The organism is Bifidobacterium sp. RTP21102st3_E2_RTP21102_210122 (genome assembly GCF_040916945.1).
Classification (GTDB): domain Bacteria; phylum Actinomycetota; class Actinomycetes; order Actinomycetales; family Bifidobacteriaceae; genus Bifidobacterium; species Bifidobacterium longum.
Window position 1 is genome coordinate 42709 of sequence record NZ_JBCPAN010000006.1, and the last position, 17101, is coordinate 59809.

14 protein-coding genes are annotated in these 17101 nt (G+C 61.3%); 6 read left to right on the top strand and 8 right to left on the bottom strand.

Annotated features, from left to right (window positions below):
* Nucleotides 1-54: 54 nt before the first annotated feature.
* Entirely contained in the window at nt 55-1254 is a 1200-nt protein-coding gene (locus AB5287_RS07900) for an NUDIX hydrolase (protein WP_014485289.1), read from the top strand.
* Nucleotides 1244-2065, top strand: a complete 822-nt coding sequence (locus tag AB5287_RS07905) for a hypothetical protein (RefSeq protein ID WP_181972927.1) — start codon at nt 1244-1246, stop codon at nt 2063-2065. The genes AB5287_RS07900 and AB5287_RS07905 overlap by 11 nt, the downstream gene beginning before the upstream one ends.
* A gap of 259 nt (nt 2066-2324) precedes the next feature.
* Here the strand turns inward: AB5287_RS07905 and AB5287_RS07910 are convergent, their stop codons facing one another.
* The gene (locus AB5287_RS07910; RefSeq protein ID WP_368220997.1) at nt 2325-3635 is read right to left on the bottom strand and encodes an ATP-binding protein; all 1311 of its coding nucleotides are present in this window, start codon (nt 3633-3635) and stop codon (nt 2325-2327) included.
* Between the two features lie 303 nt (nt 3636-3938).
* Here AB5287_RS07910 and upp point away from each other — a divergent pair, with 303 nt between their 5' ends.
* Together upp and rlmH are read left to right on the top strand one after the other, a co-directional pair.
* Nucleotides 3939-4580 carry a uracil phosphoribosyltransferase gene (upp, locus tag AB5287_RS07915; RefSeq protein ID WP_007053093.1) on the top strand — a complete coding sequence of 214 codons (642 nt, stop codon included), beginning with the start codon at nt 3939-3941 and terminating at the stop codon, nt 4578-4580.
* Between the two features lie 47 nt (nt 4581-4627).
* Nucleotides 4628-5107 carry a 23S rRNA (pseudouridine(1915)-N(3))-methyltransferase RlmH gene (gene rlmH, locus AB5287_RS07920; RefSeq protein ID WP_007053094.1) on the top strand — a complete coding sequence of 160 codons (480 nt, stop codon included), beginning with the start codon at nt 4628-4630 and terminating at the stop codon, nt 5105-5107.
* 195 nt (nt 5108-5302) lie between these two features.
* On the opposite strand, the gene AB5287_RS07925 is transcribed toward rlmH, so the two are convergent.
* The 4 genes from AB5287_RS07925 to hutH form a co-directional block, all read right to left on the bottom strand.
* Nucleotides 5303-6412 (bottom strand): glycerophosphodiester phosphodiesterase family protein, encoded by a 1110-nt coding sequence (locus tag AB5287_RS07925; protein ID WP_007054177.1) that lies wholly within the window; start codon nt 6410-6412, stop codon nt 5303-5305.
* Nucleotides 6413-6437: 25 nt separating this feature from the next.
* A complete protein-coding gene (locus tag AB5287_RS07930; RefSeq protein ID WP_007056156.1) occupies nt 6438-7547 on the bottom strand; it encodes a glutamyl-Q tRNA(Asp) synthetase in 1110 nt (369 codons plus the stop codon).
* A 146-nt stretch (nt 7548-7693) separates the two neighbouring features.
* Complete coding sequence (clpB, locus tag AB5287_RS07935; protein ID WP_101014641.1) at nt 7694-10363, bottom strand: ATP-dependent chaperone ClpB; 2670 nt, start codon at nt 10361-10363, stop codon at nt 7694-7696.
* Between the two features lie 218 nt (nt 10364-10581).
* Nucleotides 10582-12135: a histidine ammonia-lyase gene (gene hutH, locus AB5287_RS07940; protein ID WP_114555273.1), complete on the bottom strand. Its 1554-nt coding sequence runs from the start codon at nt 12133-12135 to the stop codon at nt 10582-10584.
* A 245-nt stretch (nt 12136-12380) separates the two neighbouring features.
* On the opposite strand from hutH, the gene AB5287_RS07945 reads away from it, so the two are divergent.
* Nucleotides 12381-13256, top strand: coding sequence for an IclR family transcriptional regulator (locus AB5287_RS07945; RefSeq protein ID WP_015512071.1), 876 nt, complete (start codon nt 12381-12383; stop codon nt 13254-13256).
* On the top strand, nt 13253-13429 hold the full coding sequence (locus AB5287_RS07950) for a hypothetical protein (RefSeq protein WP_007053102.1): 177 nt from the start codon (nt 13253-13255) through the stop codon (nt 13427-13429). The genes AB5287_RS07945 and AB5287_RS07950 overlap by 4 nt, the downstream gene beginning before the upstream one ends.
* A gap of 72 nt (nt 13430-13501) precedes the next feature.
* On the opposite strand, the gene AB5287_RS07955 is transcribed toward AB5287_RS07950, so the two are convergent.
* From AB5287_RS07955 to glf, 3 genes are all read right to left on the bottom strand, one after another.
* Nucleotides 13502-14323, bottom strand: a complete 822-nt coding sequence (locus tag AB5287_RS07955; RefSeq protein ID WP_013582957.1) for a fumarylacetoacetate hydrolase family protein — start codon at nt 14321-14323, stop codon at nt 13502-13504.
* A gap of 102 nt (nt 14324-14425) precedes the next feature.
* Complete coding sequence (locus AB5287_RS07960) at nt 14426-15649, bottom strand: DUF4854 domain-containing protein (RefSeq protein ID WP_347047133.1); 1224 nt, start codon at nt 15647-15649, stop codon at nt 14426-14428.
* A 222-nt stretch (nt 15650-15871) separates the two neighbouring features.
* The gene (gene glf, locus AB5287_RS07965) at nt 15872-17083 is read right to left on the bottom strand and encodes a UDP-galactopyranose mutase (RefSeq protein WP_131299790.1); all 1212 of its coding nucleotides are present in this window, start codon (nt 17081-17083) and stop codon (nt 15872-15874) included.
* Between the last annotated feature and the right edge of the window lie 18 nt (nt 17084-17101).

The following is a 17101-nucleotide window of genomic DNA, read 5'->3' on the forward strand; positions in this document are numbered from 1 at the left end:
CTACGTAGCAGCGGTCCAACGTGACCTACAATACAAGAGATGGGTACGAACAGTATGAGACGAATCGTGGAAGCCGCCGGCGGTATTCTGTACCGGTGGAAGGATGATGCCGAGCCGACGCGGGCATCATCTCCATCAGTGAAATCCAATATTGCCACCGATGGCACCATCATCGCGAACACCACGGATTCTGACGGCGAGACCACGGCAGCACCCGGCGCATCGGACGCGGCTTCCACCCCGGACCCGGCGCAGGCCGACAGCCCAGCCACAGCGGACAACGTACTCAACCGCATCGAACTGTGCATCGTGCATCGCCCGAAATACGACGACTGGAGCTGGCCGAAAGGCAAGGTCGACCCGAACGAATCGCACCGGCATGCCGCCGTACGCGAGATCGGCGAGGAATCGGGCCTGTCCGTGGAACTTGGCCCCTATCTGGGCGACATCGAGTACCCGCTGTCCGAAGAAGGCAGCAAACAGCGCCATACCAAGGATCGGTCGGCGGATACCAAGCATATCCAGTTCTGGATGGCCACGCCGATCAGCGCCATCGACAACCTGCGGCGTACCCATGCGTTTGGCCCGGTGCATCGGGCGGACATCGGCGAAATCGACGAAGTTTTGTGGCTGACGCCGGCCGAGGCCCGCAAGAAGCTCAGCCATTCCACCGATAAGGACATCCTCGCGCTATTCGTTGATCGGGTGCAGGAGGGCGCGCTTGACGCCGTGCCGGTGATTATCGTGCGCCACGGCAAAGCGGAAGCGCGCAAGCTGTGGAAGGGTTCGGACGCGAACCGTCCGATCACGCCGCGCGGCGCGGCTGCGGCATACGCGCTGAACCGCGAGCTGGCGTGTTTCAATCCGACCCGACTGGCCACGTCGCCTTGGGTGCGCTGCCAGGAGACGTTGGAGATGTTCGCGTGGCAGACCGGACGAGACATGGTTCATCTCGATCCGCTCACCGAAGATGCATACGCCGCTGCGCCGGACACCGCATGGGAGTGTCTACTCAGCGAAATCGAGTTCGCACTTGAGCGCCGTCAGCCCATAGCGATATGCATGCACCGGCCGGTGATTGGTGGTATGTTCGGACACCTGCGCAGCATGTGCGTTGCGCCGTCTCTGAGCAAACGCCTGATCGCCAAGACACCGTTCATGCCGACCGGCACGGCGGTGGCGCTGTTCGTCACTCCGACGCCTCATGGTCCCAAAATCATCGATATTCAGAAGGTTCAACCGCTTGTCTACTAGACCCGCATTTCCTGATTCATCCAACTCCTCGGCCGCTGCCGCTGCAGCTCATGCCGCGCACAATGGTGCCGCCGGCAGTCTGGGCCCGGGCTTCGGCTCGTTGCGTGCGGCCGGAGCGGCATTCGGACCTGCTCGCATGGGTTCTTCACGCCCCTCGCGCCCGGCTCAGCTCGACCCGGCTGTGGCCGATGGATTGGCCGGTGGCATGGACCCGCAGGCGTTGAGCGAGATGAGTCATCTGTCTGCTGCCGCATTGCTGGATCGTGTGCGCCATAGCGAAGACCCGGCGGTTGTTGAGCGGGTGCTCACGTTGGTGGAGACGGTCGGCGTGGATGAAATCGCCGAACTATGGAGCGATACCGAGCCGGATTCGCTGCCTGGTGTGCTGTGGCGACTGTATATGTTGCGTACGTGGATGCGATCGAATCGCGACTCGATCGCGCATCTGTGGCGCTTGGGTGAGCCGGTGGCCACTACCGCCTCCGCCATCGCCGGCGTGGATCAGGCTCCCAGTGAAGATGACATCGTGCGATTGGCCGATTCGATTCTCTCCGGTGCTTTTGTGGGCGATTTTGCCGTGGCGCTTGAGCGTGCGGCGGCGTTTACCGATGTGGTGGCGTTGGGCTTGCGCGTGGAGGCGCGGCGCATGGTGACCCGGGCCGAGGCCAACGGCGCCTTCTCCTCGGATGCCGATGAGAAGGCCGTGCGCACCAAAGCCGCCCGCCTTATGCACACCGCCGGCAGCCTCATGGCCACCGCCAAGGATTTCCAGCACGGTGCCAACCTCTGGCGTCGCGGACGGTTGGAGTAGTCCTGCTCCAGGCTCCCTCTGATGAGGGAGCTGTCACGGGCGATGCCCGTGACTGAGGGAGAGACCCACCAACCGCACCCCAACAATCAGCTACCGGCCAACGCCACCCCTTCCCCGGCGCGGCGAGCCCCATCGCAAGCTATACTAAGTATCCGCGTCGGACCGTGCTTAAGCCCCGGGCTCCATTTTTTGCCGCCGCGAGCGGCCCTTGCGCCGACAGGCGCTTTCGCGGTTCGGCGCTTCTTTTCTTTTACCAGATTCACGCCCCGAGCGTTGCGATGGGCACGACCAGTATGCCGTCATTGCGGCGATAGGCCTTCCCACCTCGGCCGGTAAGGAACATCATGAATTCGGGGTCTCGGACCTGAGCCATGGGATTGCCGCAGATTATGTTGCGGAAGGATTTGAGCTTATCCGCATTGTCATCGTTCACCTTAAGGTCACTGAGTTTTATTTCGATGGCACCCCACCTGCCGTCAGACAACTCGATAATGACATCAACTTCAAGCCCCTTGTCATCGCGGTAATACGCAATGCGATTCCCGGCACCCGGCATAGCCGACAGATATACATTCAAATCACGAATGCACAGCGTTTCAAACAGATCGCCGAGCGTCTGTGTATCGCGCATCAGAGTATTCGGCGCGGCACCTAAAACCGCAGCAGGCAACGAAGGATCCACGAAATATCGCTTGGGCTTGGTTCGCACACGACTCTTTGCGCGGAGTGGCGGTTCCCAACCCTCCAAATCCGTCAGAAGGTACAAGTCCTTGAACATTTCCAAATAGCTCTTCACCGTCTGCGTATCCGGCTCACGCCGCTCATCGCCATATGCCATATCCGCAGCCAGCGTCGCATATTTTGGTGCCTGCGAGATGTTCACGGCAAGAGCTCGCATCAAAGCTCGTGCAGTTTCAGGATTCTTCTTCATCTTCGGCACGCTGATATCCAGCACACTTGCGATATATTCGCCCGGGATTTCCAAGGCGAATTCATCGTCTAGCTCAAGATTCGCGGGCCATCCGCCACGGCAACACCATCTGGCGATGTCTTCGATACTCGTATTGCATTCGGCAGGCTCGAATTTCCCCTCGAACAAATCGGATAGGCTGACCGCGCCCGTGGATTCTCCGGATTCAGCCAAGCTCATGGGCCACATGCGCAGACGAGCAATGCGACCAGTGCCGCTGTGATGAATGGCGTCACGATCCTTTGGAATAGCCGAACCTGTAAGAATCAGCTGCCCCTTGCGGTTCGCATTGTCATCTATATGGCGACGAGCGGCATCCCAAATTTGCGGTACATCTTGCCATTCGTCCACCAGATGGGGCTCCTCCCCCATCAGCACCAATGCAGGATCGGTTTGGGCGGCCGCGAAAACTGCCACATCATCCAGACGATCAACGCTTCGAGACCGGGAGAGCGCGGTCCATGTCTTGCCGCACCATTTCGGCCCAACGATTTCCACTGCACCGAACGCCTTGAGCAGTTTACTTAATCTGCTATCTACCACGCGTGAACGATAATCAGGCCTGGTCAAGGTACCATCGCGACCACTCAAATCGTTCATATTGCAGCCTTTCCCAGTTCTATCGTTCTAACAATATAGATTTTACACCAGTTTCATTCCCGATTTTACACCTATCTCATTCCCGGTTTTACACCAGTTTCATTCCCTGTTTTACACCGTGTTGTTTTTTACGCTTTACCCTCTCAGAGGTATCAGAGGCAGATCTCGGCACGGACAGGGCATTGTCCTGCTGCAACTGGCCTATCGCAGCAAAAAGTCGAATCACCCACAAATCCAATCCGATAAGCAAGCCGCGCCATTACCAATTCGGCAGGTCGGCAAACTTGGACTAGGCTGGGAATCATGGAACTCCATGTTTTGAATCATCCGCTGGTCGAGCACAAGCTCACCGTGCTGCGCGACAAGAACACCCCCTCCTCCACCTTCCGCGAGCTCGTCTCCGAACTCGTGATGCTTGAGGCCTACGAGGCCACCCGCAACCTGTCCGTGGTGGCCGCGCCGATCGAGACGCCGGTCGCCCCGATGACCGGCAAGAAGCTCGCCTCCCCGCGCCCGATCATCGTGCCGGTGCTGCGCGCTGGCTTGGGCATGCTCGACGGCATGACCCGCCTGATTCCGACTGCTGAAGTCGGCTTCCTGGGCATGAAGCGCGACGAGGAGCACCCCACCCAGCAGGTGACGTACGCGAACCGTCTGCCCGAGGACCTGTCCGGCCGCCAGTGCTTCCTCATCGACCCGATGCTCGCCACCGGCGGAACGCTGGTCGCCGCCACGCACTACCTGGCCGAGCGCGGCGCCAAGGACGTGACCGCGATCAACATCATCGCGGCCCCCGAAGGCATCAAGTACGTCGAGGAGCACATCGACCCGTCCATCGACTTCAAGGTCGTGGTGTGCGCGGTCGACGAACGTCTTAACGACAAGTGCTACATCGTGCCGGGACTCGGCGACGCCGGTGACCGTCTCTATGGCGTAATTGACTGATTTCCCTGGCTCCCCTCCCCGAGGGGAGCCAACATAACGGAACATCTATGCAAATCGACATTATTGCGCCGGGGCGCGTGAAGGAGCGTTACCTTCGCGACGCCATTGACGAGTATTCCAAGCGACTTTCGCGCTACTGCAAGCTCAACATCATTGAAGTGGCAGATGAGAAAACGCCTGACCATGCCTCCGAAGGCGTTGACCGACAGATCAAGGCCAGAGAAGGCGAACGCATCGCCAAGCATCTGAAGGACGGCGCGTTTGTTATTGCCCTTGCCATCAATGGCAAGCAGCTGTCCAGTGAAGAATTGGCCGCCAAAATCAACGACCTTGGATTGCGTGGCACCAGCCATATTCAGCTGGTCATCGGCGGTTCAATCGGCCTTGACGACGCGATTCTGCGTCGTGCTGATTTTCTGCTGAGTTTCTCGAAGATGACGTTCCCGCATCAGCTTATGCGCGTGATTCTGCTGGAGCAGATCTATCGCGCTTATAAAATCAACGCTGGCGAGCCGTATCACAAGTAAAACGCCATACCTCATGGGGCGGGAAATCCCCCATGGGGCGGTAATTGCCCCATGAGGCGGCAAAATCCTCATGGGGCGGTATGCCAAAATGGCTTAATTCCGCGGTTTCACATATTCTTCAAACCGCCCCATGGGCAAGTTACCGCCCGATGAGCCTGTAACCACCCCATGGGCGCATCAATAACGCCCTCAACCTCACACTGCGTCGGGGACGAACGCTTCGAAGATGTGGCGGTCGAAGTAGGGGGCGCACTGGGCGAGTTCATCGCTGCTGCGCACGGTCCATGAAACCGGCATCGCACCCATCGAACGAGCGAGCTTGACTTGCGGCGAAGCGCCACCGGTCCAGTCATAAGCCACGAAATCAGGACGAGACAGCCAGTCGAACGCCAGTAAGCCGGCGGCCCATTCAGCCGCACCATTCTTGCTCAGCTTCGCCGGCCAGCTCAGCTGACCGCGGCACACCTCAGGGTGATGCTCCTTGTACCAATTCACCGCGCCCGGATGGAAGGATTCGATCACGTACGGGCCGTCATACGCCTCAAGCAAGGCGTGGCCCTTTTCCATGAGCTCTTCGCTACGCTCATCCCAAGCCCTGTTGTTGCTGAACTTGTATTCCACAATCAGCGGAGCCCGGCCGGCCACCACGTCCAGCACATCGGAGAACAGCGGCACATGCTGGTAGTACCCCTTCGGCGCGGCGGACGGCGTGACCACCAGCGGCGGGTTCGCGTCGGCACCCGGCAACGGTTCGGCCTTCAAATCGCCTGACTCGCCGTTCGGGAAGAGCGGAATACGGGCGAGTTCGTCGTAAGTCAGGTCTTCGATGCGGCGCGGATCGCCGGCCACGCGCAACAAATCGGCGTCATGGACCACGACCACTTGGCCGTCGAGCGTAAGCTGCACGTCGAGTTCGATGCCATAGCCAGCCTCGCAGGCGGCGGCGAACGCGGCCAGCGAGTTTTCGGGAGCAATCGGACCGGTCATATCCGCACTGCCGTAGCCGGCCTTGACAGCCATGCGACGGGCAAGCGACACATAATCATCGTTTTCGGCGATGGATCGCTCAGTGGTATCGGCTTGGGCGCTAACCGGATTATCCCCACCATAATCAGCGATATCGGTATAGCCGACCAAACCAGAACCCGCATCATGCAAGCCACGATGGGCATACCATACCTCCGGAATGGAGGGCACGAAATTACGACGCTTGTCATTGAACGTGCGCGGGGCCACGGCCCACACGGCAGCACCGGCGGCGGCCACGCCTGCCAGCGCCACGTTTCTCCAGAGCTTCGACGACATTGGAATCCTTCCTGTTGGGCTGCCTCTAGCCTAACGCTTCTGCCAGCCATTGTGGAGTGGTTGGATCATCCGGTTTCAGCGCGCGGTCCAGGTGGTTGGCGCGCAGTGGCTCCCAGCTGAAATCTGCCAGCAGATCGGCGGGTTTGCAAGGAATTGGAGTGGGTTGCAGACGCAGCAGCCAGGCGCAGTATCCGATGATTTGCTCGGGGGTTACGTTGCGGGCGCGCAAGGCTCCCATATCCAGCGAACGTTCGCGCTTGGCTAAACGCCGGCCGGCCGCATTGTCGATAAGCGGCAGGTGCGCATACTCGGGGTGCTCGGCGAGAGGCTTTTCCGTGTTGCCGCATTCCGGCTCAAAGCCGCCAGCCAACAGACACTGGCGAATCCACATTTGCAGCGCGGTGGAGCGCAGCAGATCACGGCCGCGCACGATATCATCAACACCCATATCGAGGTCATCCACGACCACGACCAGTTGATAGCCGAACAGTCCATCGGCTCGGCGAATCACGGAATCGCCTACCTCGCGGGCCAAATCGTAGTGCTGTGGACTATAGACACGGTCGTTAAAGCATGCGACACCATCAACGATTCCGGCATCGCCCTGCTGTTCCGGCGGCACGGCTCCCGACAGCGCAGCGGAATCGTCAGGCACTGTACGTTGCTTTTCTCCCGCTGCCGATTCCGGCATGGCGATACGGATGGAATGCTGGTCGCCGCGAACCAAACGGGCACGGACCTCGTCGGGATGGTCGTGCAGCAGGCGGCGGCACGTGCCGGGGTACACCATGAAGCCGTCGCCCTCGTTGGGGGCCGAGGCGGCGCGAATGTCGGCACGCGAGCAGAAACAGGGGTACAGCACACCTTGCGAGCGCAGGCATTCGAGAGCGTATTCGTATCGTTCAGTGCGCTGGGATTGGAACATCGGTTCGCCATCCCAGTCGAGGCCGAGCCAATGCAGGTCATCCATCATGAGCTGGTCCGCACCGGCGACCACACGCGGCTTGTCCACGTCCTCGATACGCATCAGCATGCGGTCGCCACGCGAGCGGGCCGAAAGCCATGCACCCAACATGGCGTACACGTTGCCGATATGCATGCGCCCCGACGGCGTCGGCGCGAATCGTCCAGTCACTGGCCCTCCTCGTATGAAGTTCAGCACCATGGTAGCGAAAAGGCTCTCCTCCTCAGAGGAGAGCCAATATAGTGAAGCTCGCCAGCCCGAACTCCCCTCAGTCAGCTTCGCTGACAGCTTTGCTCAGAGAGGGGAGCCAGTGATTGTCACTTGTCTTCGGTGACGTTGTCCACGCTCACATCCGGGTCGTCGGAGACGATCTGGTCGCTCGCCCAAGCGGAGAGCTCCAGATGTTCGCCGCCGGTCTGGTCGACGAGCACGGTGTCACCGTCGTGGACCTTGCCGGCCAGCAGCATACGGGCCAGCTGGTCGCCCACTTCGGTCTGTACCAGGCGGCGCAGCGGACGAGCGCCATAAGCCGGGTCGTAACCGGTGTTGGCCAGCCATTCGCGAGCCGAGTCGGTGACGTCCAGCGTGATGCGGCGATCGGTCAGACGCTGGGACACGCCAGCCACCTGGATATCCACGATGCCGCCAAGCTCCTCGCGCGTAAGCGGGTGGAACATGACGATGTCGTCCAGACGGTTCAGGAACTCCGGCTTGAAGTTCATGTGGACGGCGTCCATCACGGCCTTCTTCTTGGCGTCGGCGTCCATGTCCTCATTCACGAGGAACTGCGAGCCGAGGTTGGAGGTCATAATCAGGATCGTGTTCTTGAAGTCCACGGTCCTGCCCTGGCCATCGGTCAGGCGACCATCGTCAAGCACCTGCAGCAGCACGTCGAAGATCTCCGGATTGGCCTTCTCAACCTCATCGAACAGCACCACGGAATACGGGCGACGGCGTACGGCCTCGGTCAGCTGGCCGCCCTGCTCGTAGCCCACGTAGCCCGGCGCCGCGCCAATCAGGCGCGAGACCGAAGCCTTCTCCATGTATTCGGACATGTCGATGCGGACCATGGCCTTCTCGTCGTCGAACAGGAAGTCGGCGAGCGCCTTGGCCAGTTCGGTCTTACCCACACCGGTGGGGCCGAGGAACAGGAACGATCCGGTCGGACGGTTCGGGTCGGAGATGCCGGCACGCGAACGGCGCACCGCGTCGGACACGGCGGCGATGGCTTCCTTCTGGCCGATCACACGCTTGCCGAGGTAGTCCTCCATGTGCAGCAGCTTCTCGTTTTCGCCCTGCATCAGGCGGCCGACGGGAATGCCGGTCCAGTCGGAGACGATCTCAGCCACCGAGTCGGCATCCACGCGGTCCGGGACCATCGGCTCATCGGCCGGGTTGGCCGCGCCGGCATCGGCAGATTCAGCATCCGCGCTCTCCGCGGCGGCAAGCTCCTTCTGAATGGACGGAATCTCGCCGTACAGAATCTTCGAGGCCTCCGCGAGGTTGCCTTCACGGGTGTACTTATCCGCCTGCACGCGCAGGTCGTCGAGCTTGGCACGCAGGTCGCCGACCTTGTTGTGGCCGGCCTGTTCCGCATCCCAACGCGCCTTGAGACCGCTGAGCTTCTCACGGGTGTCCGCGAGTTCGGCTTGCAGCTTGCCCAGACGCTCCTTGGACGCGGGGTCCTCGGCCTTCTTGAGCTGCATTTCCTCCATCTCAAGACGGGTCACCTTGCGCTGCAGCTCATCGATCTCCTCAGGCGAGGAGTCGAGCTCCATACGCAGGTGCGCGGCCGCCTCATCGACCAGGTCGATGGCCTTGTCCGGCAGCTGACGACCCGAAATGTAACGGTTCGAGAGGGTCGCGGCGGCGACCAGCGCGTCGTCGCCGATCGTTACCTTATGGTGCGCCTCGTAACGCTGCTTCAGACCACGCAGAATGGCGATGGTGTCTTCCACGCTCGGCTCACCCACGAACACCTGCTGGAAACGACGCTCCAGCGCCGGATCCTTCTCGATGTTCTCGCGGTACTCGTCCAGCGTGGTCGCGCCGATCAGGCGCAGCTCGCCACGGGCCAGCATGGGCTTCAACATATTGCCGGCATCCATCGAGCCTTCGGCCGCACCCGCGCCGACGATGGTGTGGATCTCATCGATGAAGGTGATGATCTGACCATCCGCATTCTTGATTTCGTTCAGGACGCTCTTCAGGCGCTCCTCGAACTCGCCACGGTACTTCGAACCGGCCACCATGGAGCCCAAGTCAAGGGAAATGAGCTTCTTGCCTTGCAGGGTGGTGGGCACGTCGCCCGCCACGATACGCTGGGCCAAACCCTCCACGACGGCGGTCTTGCCGACGCCGGGCTCGCCAATCAGCACCGGGTTGTTCTTGGTACGACGGGAGAGGATCTGAATCACGCGGCGGATTTCCTGGTCACGTCCGATGACCGGGTCCAGCTTGCCTTCCTTGGCGGCGGCCGTCAGGTCGGTGGAGTACTTCTCTAGGGCCTTGTACGAGCCTTCCGCGTCCGGGCTGGTGACCTTCGCGCCACCACGCACGCCGGGTACGGCCTTGCGCAGGGAGGCTGCGGTGACGCCGTTCTTCTCCAAGATTTCGGCCGACTGGTTCGGCTTGCTGGCCGCGATGCCGATAAGCAGATGTTCGGTGGAGACGTATTCGTCGCCCATCTGCTGCATTTCCTTCTCAGCCTGGGCGATGGCGGCGGTCAGCTGGCGGCTGGCCTGTGGCTGCGAGGTGCTGGATCCGGATGCGCTCGGCAGCGCGACCAAAGCGTTGCGCACCGCCGCGCCGATGGCCTGCGGGTCCCCGCCCGCGGCCTCGATCAGAGAGCGCGCCACGCCGTTTTCCTGGCGCAGCAGCGCATCCATGACGTGCAGGGTCTCGACCTGCGCGTTTCCTGCGGCGGACGCACTCTGAATCGCGTCGCCGACGGCTTCTTGGGCCATAGTGGTGAACTTCTGTTCCATATCGTATTCCTCCATATCATGCGGTCTGCGCAGTGCGGCTCGCGGGCTTCGAAAGCCCTGCGAGCGTTGCGACAGACCGCAGCTTGTCGTTGTCTGATATGGTCAACCGACCTGGAACCCATTCTATTCCCAAAACTTGAGTGCATATGACTCAAGTTTTGGATTTTGGTGGGGAGGGTGACTAGTAGCCCCCTCTGATGAGGAAGCTTGGGCAGCCGCTACTTCAGTGCGCCGACGGCGGATTCGGCGGCGGCGAGGACTTCGCCGGAGAGAATCGCCTCGGCCACGCTCTCAATCTGCGGGGTGGTCCAGGTATCGCGTACGTCGGGGCCGATTTCGTTGGCGTACTGGCGCACCACGCGGTATACGGCGGCGCCCGCCGCACCCGGACGGTACGGCTTGCGGAAGTCGAAGGAGCGGCAGGAGCACAGCAGTTCCACGGCCAGCACGCGCGCAAAGGCCGGAATCGACCGGCGCAGCTTGCGGGCGGCGGCCCAACCCATCGACACGTGATCTTCCTGCATGGCGGAGCTTGGAATCGAATCGACCGAGGCAGGCACGGCGTTACGCTTCATTTCGGAGACGATGCCGGCAGCGGTGTATTGGGCGATCATGAAACCGGAGTCCACGCCCGGGTCACCAGCCAGGAACGCCGGCAGGCCGCGGTTGCGCGCCACGTCAAGGAAGCGGTCGGTACGACGCTCGGAGATAGAGGCTACGTCGGCGGTCGGAATCGCCAGGAAATCGAGCACATAGGCCAGCGGCGCGCCATGGAAGTTGCCGTTGGACTCCACACGGCCGTCCAGCGTGACGCACGGGTTATCGATGGCGGAGGCGAGTTCCACGCCCGCCACGGAGGCCGCGTATTCCACGGTGTCGCGGGCGGCGCCGTGCACCTGCGGGGTGCAGCGCAGCGAGTAGGCGTCCTGCACACGCACGGTGGAGCCCGGGCGGCCGGCCTCAATCAGACCAGAGTCCTTGAGCATGCGGGCGATGTTCGCAGCGGAATCGCCTTGGCCGCGATGCGGGCGCAGCGCCTGCAAGTCGGCGGCGAATACGCGGTCGTTGCCGAGCATGCCTTCCACGCTCATCGCGGCGGCGACATCCGCGGTCTTGAGCAGCAGGCGCAGATCGGTGATGGCCATACACAACATGCCGAGCATGCCGTCGGTGCCGTTGACCAGCGCCAGTCCTTCCTTCTCTTTCAAATCGACGGGCGTGATGCCGGCCGCACGCAGCGCTTCGCCGCCGCCGATCTTGAGGCCGTCAGCGTTGCGGGCCTCGCCTTCACCCATCGCCACCAAAGCACAGGCTGCGAGCGGCGCCAAATCACCGGAGCATCCGAGTGAACCGTATTCGTAGACCACCGGGGTGATGCCGGCGTTCAGCATATCGGCGTAGACCTGCGCGGTTTCCGGGCGCACACCGGTGCGTCCGGTGCACAGGGTGCTCAGGCGCAGCACCAGCAGGCCGCGCACCACCTCACGCTCCACTTCCGGTCCGGCACCGGCGGCATGCGAGCGAATCAGACTTTTCTGCAGCTGCGCACGCTGTTCCTTGGGGATGGAGGTGGAGGCGAGCGCGCCGAATCCGGTGGAGATACCGTAATGCGGCACGGTGTCGTCGGCCAAATGATCGATAACCGCGCGACTCAGCGCCATCTCATGCTTCGATTCGTCCGAAATCGCCACTTTGGCACCGCCGCGCGCTACGGCGATAACGTCCTCGATGCTCAGCGCTCCAACACCTACGGTGACCGTCTGCTCTGCCATGCTCATACCTTTCTATATATGTGCCGCATTCCGCATATACGACATATGCGGCACATGCTTCGCCGGGGATCCGCGACTGCCCGCATTCGCTCACCGCACCTGCCCATCAACAGCAGGCGACGCAAACGCGACCAATCGCTCCCCAAGTAATCAAACCTTGGCCATTTCACCTCAGTCGGATGCCCGCCATAAGCCACTTCGTCCATCTTGTGTCTGAAATCTCAGACATGTAAGGTGATGGAAATATGAGCCATGCCTCGCAGCAATACGCCTTCACCGAGCCACGTACCGTCAAGCGGGCGCAGGTGAAGCCATCAGAACGGGAACATCAGACATCATCATCCGCGCCACGTGTCTCGCTGGCTCCGGCGGCCGACCGTACGCTCGACATCCTCGAGTTCATCGCGAGCAATGGTCAGACGCAAGCCGCCACGCTCGCTCGCGAACTCGGCATTCCGCGCTCCACGGTGTACCAATTGTTGGAGATTTTGGAGCGTCACGGACTGGTCACCCGCCTTGCCGAGCAGCGCGCGTACGGCATCGGACTCAAGACTTTCGAGCTGGGATCGGCCTATTCTCGCCAACATCGTGTATCGCAGGTCGCGCATCCGGCGTTGGCGCGTCTTGTTGACGAGACCGGCGAAAACGGACATCTGGCCGTGCTGCACGGCAACGAAATCATTTATGTGATTGAGGAGCGCGCCGCGCATCGCCCGCCGCTAGTGTCAGGCGTGGGCGTGCGCCTACCCAGTCACCTGACCGCCACCGGGCGGGCCATTCTGTCCGCACTCCCCCGCAATCAGGTCCGCGCGCTATATCCCAATCGTCAGGCGTTCACCGACCGCACCGGCATCGGCCCCAAATCGCCCAAGGAGCTGGAGGCAACGCTCGCCGAAACCCAACGCACCGGTTTTGCCGAGGAACACGGAGACGTGACGCCCGGCTTTGATTCATACGCCGTCGCTGTGCGCGACTACAACGACTTTCCCATCGCCGGGCTGGCTCTCACTTTCGTGAGCGGATCGCTGCGCCCCGAACAGGAGCGGTCGCTTAAGACCAAGCTGCGGCTTGCCGGCACGGAACTGTCCCGGCGTCTCGGCGCGGTCGGCAGTTTGACATGAGGATTCGCGAGATCATCGTGCTGGGCTCCTTCGCCCCGATCACGATTTTCTCAACTAAGTTCACCGATTCGCTGACCGGCAACGCCAAACTCGCCGGCTTCTCGCTGACAGTGACGGCCATCATCAGCCTGGTGGTGATGACCGCCCTGCACGCACTTCTGCCGGGAGCGTAAGGCGCGTTCTTGGTTCCCTCAGTCAGCTTCTCCGCCTGGACGGTTCCCCTCAGAGAGGGGAGCCAGAACGAGTCACGCCCGAACGATTACGTTGCGCAGATCACCGATGCCTTCGACGTGCACGATGGTCTCGTCGCCTGGGTCGAGGTGGCCGGAGGCGTTCGGGGTGCCGGTCATGATGACGTCGCCAGGCAGCAGCGTGGAGAACGACGAAATGGCGGCAATCTGCTCGGGGATGCCGTGAATCAGGTTCGCGGTGGTGCCAGACGCCATCGGCACATCCTCGCCGTTCAGCGTGAAGGAAATCTTGGCGTCCTTCCAGTCGAGGTCGTCACGCATCACGATCCACGGGCCAAGCGGACAGGAGGTATCGAAGCCCTTGGCGCGCGTCCACGTGGGGTCGATGCCCTGCAGATCGCGCAACGTCACGTCGTTGACGCAGGTGAAGCCGAGCACGTAATCCATCGCGTTTTCAACGGACACGTTCTTGGCGATGCGTCCCATCACCACGGCCACTTCCGGCTCGAAGTTCATGTCCTTGGAGCAGGCCGGGTACACGATCGGATCGTCGGGGCCGATTACCGAGGTGGACGGCTTGGTGAAGATCACCATGTCCTCCGGCGCGTGGGCGATTTCGGAATGGCCGGCCTCGTGCATGAACTGGGCGTGGGCCTCGTAGTTCTTGGCCAGACCGTAAACCTTGGAGGGGATCACCGGGGAAAGCAGGCGGATGCCGTCGCCGTCGACCGGGTAACGAGTGCCGGTGGGCTTGACCTGGTCGCCGGCCAGCGGATGGCCGTCCAGTTCGATGAGGTAGTCCTTGCCGTCCGTTTCGTCCTTCTGCACGAAGGCGTAGCGCGGCGAATCATTCAAAGAAAAACGTGCGAGTCTCATGCCTGTAAGCCTACTCCTTGGCGGTTCCTTCCGCAGAAGCATCCGTCCAAGGAGCAAGCAGACCGGCCTTCAATCGACCAAAACGCACGTTCGCTGGGATTGCTACTTTTCGGTCCAGGTTTTGTCATACAGCGACTGGCCGCTTTGCGTGTGCATGATGACGCGCAATGATGCCTTGCCGCTGGAGGTCTTGCACATCGAGCCCAGCAGATTCGCGGTGGATTGATAGGTGCTGTCCATAGCATCCAGTGAGGAAGCGGCGGTATCGCCTAGCGAGGCATAGCTGTCGTCGAGCACGTACTCGTACACCAAGGTGTCACCGTCGACACGGTAGTTGAAGGTGATGCCGGTGTCTGCAAACGTATCCGCTTCGGATTCAATGGAGTCCTTGAATTCCAAAGAGTCGACGAAATCCTGAATCGAATCGTACAGCCCATAATCGCCGTCGGTTAGATCGTCATGGGTTTCGCCCAACGTGTCGTCCAGCGCATCGTCAAGATTATCTTGAGCTTTGCTCTTATCGCTGCTATCACCGTTGCCCGAAGAGGACTGACTATAGAAGGAATCGGTTTTCGCCTCATCTATAGCCTTGCTGGCATACGAGGCACCGCCGACGATCAGCGCGATGACCAGTATTACCTGTATCACCATGCCCGCCGCACTGATGATGATGCCGGCGATGGCCAAGCCCTTGCCCTTGCCGCCCTGTTTCTTAATCTGGTTGAGGCCCACGATGCTCAGGATCAGACCGAGGAGTGAGACAAGGAACGAGCAGATAAAACCGGCAATAGCCAGGCCGTTGTACTTCTGGTTCGCTTCAGGCGGCACACTGCCGTAAGAACCAGACCATCCCGGCTGGCCGTTCGGTTGGCCGCCTTGCATATACGGGTTATAGGGCGTTTGCGGAGGCACGGCCCCGCCGCCCGGATATACCGGAGCACTGACGCTGCCGTAGACCGGAGGAACCGATCCGCCTGCCGGAGCCGCCCCCGGATAGGGCGAATTGGGTGCGGGCGCAGGCGCGGGCGCTGCCGGTGCGGGCGCAGCGGCAGGAGTCACTGGTGGCAAAGCCTGCGTAGGCGGTACCGGCTGATTGACCGGCGCAAAAGGCTGGGTGGGCTGCTCGGCAGGTGTAAACGCCTGCGTAGGCTGTTCAACAGGAGTGAACGCTTGAGTGGGCTGCTCGCCCGCTGCGATTGCTTGGGTTGGAGCATTGTTGGCGGCGGTTCCCGTTTCCGCCGTCATCGCATTTAACGGCTCAGTCGGATTGGCGTCAGCTTGCTGCCACGGCACCTGGCCGTTCGGATTGACATTCGGATCAGTCATGACATGCACTCCTTCAACTGCATCGCACCCCACTTGCGAGATGCGCCCCTCGTCTTACGCGCCACATTGTGCGTTACAGACAACTGTACTCCTCGTGGCGAGCCTTAAGTACCCCAGGAAATTTGGCTTCCCAAAAAACACAGAAGCCTGAAACCGGCTATTGCCTCAGCAATATTCAGTCGGTTTCAAGCTAAATCGTTAATCCTCTGGTGAAACGACGGTCTACTTCTTCAGCAGCGGCGCGACTTGTTCCTCGTAGGCGGTCAGGGCGGTGTCGATCACGTTGTGCATGTCGTAGTACTTGTACGTGCCCAGACGACCGCCGAACACGGTGTTCGGCTCGGCCTTGGCCTTGGCCTCGTACTGGGCGTACAGGGCCTTGTCCGCGTCGGTGTTGACCGGGTAGTACGGTTCGTCGCCGCGCTCGGCGAAGCGGCTGTACTCCTCCCACACCACGGTCTTGTTCGGGTTCTGGGAGTCATGACGTTCCGGGTTGAAGTTCTTGAACTCGATGGCGCGGGTGTAGGGTACGTCCGCGTCGGAGAAGTTCATCACCGGGCAGCCGAAGTGGTCGCCTTCGTCGTAGCGTACTTCCTTGAAGTCCACCGTGCGCCACTTGAGGTCGCCCAGCTCATAGTCGAAGTAACGGTCCACCGGGCCCGTGTACACCACCGGCACGCCGGCGGCCTTGAGCGCGGTCTTGTTGTACGGCTGGGACTCGTCGAAGAAGTCGACTCCAAGCTCCACAGTGATGCGCGGGTCGTCGATCATGCGCTCCATCCACTTGGTGTAGCCGTCCGTGGGCAGGCCCTCCCACGTGTCCTTGAAGTAACGGTTGTCGTAGTTGAAGCGCACGGGCAGGCGCTTGATGATGGCGGCCGGCAGCTCGGACGGGTCGGTCTGCCACTGCTTGCCGGTGTAGTTCTTGATGAACGCCTCGTACAGCGGGCGGCCGATGAGCTGGATGCCTTTGTCGTTCAGGTTGGCCGGATCGGTGCCGGCCAGCTCGCCCGCCTGCTGTTCAATCAGGGCCTTGGCTTCGGCCGGCGTGTAATGCGCATGGAAGAACTGGTTGATGGTGCCCAGGTTGATGGGCAGCGGGTAGACCTCGCCGTCATGCGTGGCATACACGCGGTGCACGTAGTTCGTGAAGCTCGTGAAGCGGTTCACGTAATCCCAGACGCGCTTGTTGGAGGTGTGGAACAGGTGGGCGCCGTACTTGTGGATCTCCGCGCCGGTCTCCTCGTCCATATACGAGTAGGCGTTGCCGCCGATGTGATCGCGGATATCGATGATGTGCACGCGGGCGCCGGTGTGCTCCACCGCCTGCTGCGCCACCGTCAGGCCAAACAGGCCCGCGCCGACAATTACCAAATCCGGGTACTGCGCGCCCTCCGACGGGCCGTGCTGCGTATTCTCTGCCGCATTTGCCATGACTCAAAACCTTTCATG

What these genes read in the sequence shown, in the direction of transcription:
- AB5287_RS07900 (WP_014485289.1), top strand. Translation starts at nt 55, where the DNA reads ATGAGACGAATCGTGGAAGCCGCCGGCGGTATTCTGTACCGGTGGAAG.
- AB5287_RS07910 (WP_368220997.1), bottom strand. Translation starts at nt 3,635, where the DNA reads ATGAACGATTTGAGTGGTCGCGATGGTACCTTGACCAGGCCTGATTAT.
- upp (WP_007053093.1), top strand. Translation starts at nt 3,939, where the DNA reads ATGGAACTCCATGTTTTGAATCATCCGCTGGTCGAGCACAAGCTCACC.
- rlmH (WP_007053094.1), top strand. Translation starts at nt 4,628, where the DNA reads ATGCAAATCGACATTATTGCGCCGGGGCGCGTGAAGGAGCGTTACCTT.
- AB5287_RS07925 (WP_007054177.1), bottom strand. Translation starts at nt 6,412, where the DNA reads ATGTCGTCGAAGCTCTGGAGAAACGTGGCGCTGGCAGGCGTGGCCGCC.
- clpB (WP_101014641.1), bottom strand. Translation starts at nt 10,363, where the DNA reads ATGGAACAGAAGTTCACCACTATGGCCCAAGAAGCCGTCGGCGACGCG.
- hutH (WP_114555273.1), bottom strand. Translation starts at nt 12,135, where the DNA reads ATGGCAGAGCAGACGGTCACCGTAGGTGTTGGAGCGCTGAGCATCGAG.
- AB5287_RS07945 (WP_015512071.1), top strand. Translation starts at nt 12,381, where the DNA reads ATGAGCCATGCCTCGCAGCAATACGCCTTCACCGAGCCACGTACCGTC.
- AB5287_RS07950 (WP_007053102.1), top strand. Translation starts at nt 13,253, where the DNA reads ATGAGGATTCGCGAGATCATCGTGCTGGGCTCCTTCGCCCCGATCACG.
- AB5287_RS07955 (WP_013582957.1), bottom strand. Translation starts at nt 14,323, where the DNA reads ATGAGACTCGCACGTTTTTCTTTGAATGATTCGCCGCGCTACGCCTTC.
- AB5287_RS07960 (WP_347047133.1), bottom strand. Translation starts at nt 15,649, where the DNA reads ATGACTGATCCGAATGTCAATCCGAACGGCCAGGTGCCGTGGCAGCAA.
- glf (WP_131299790.1), bottom strand. Translation starts at nt 17,083, where the DNA reads ATGGCAAATGCGGCAGAGAATACGCAGCACGGCCCGTCGGAGGGCGCG.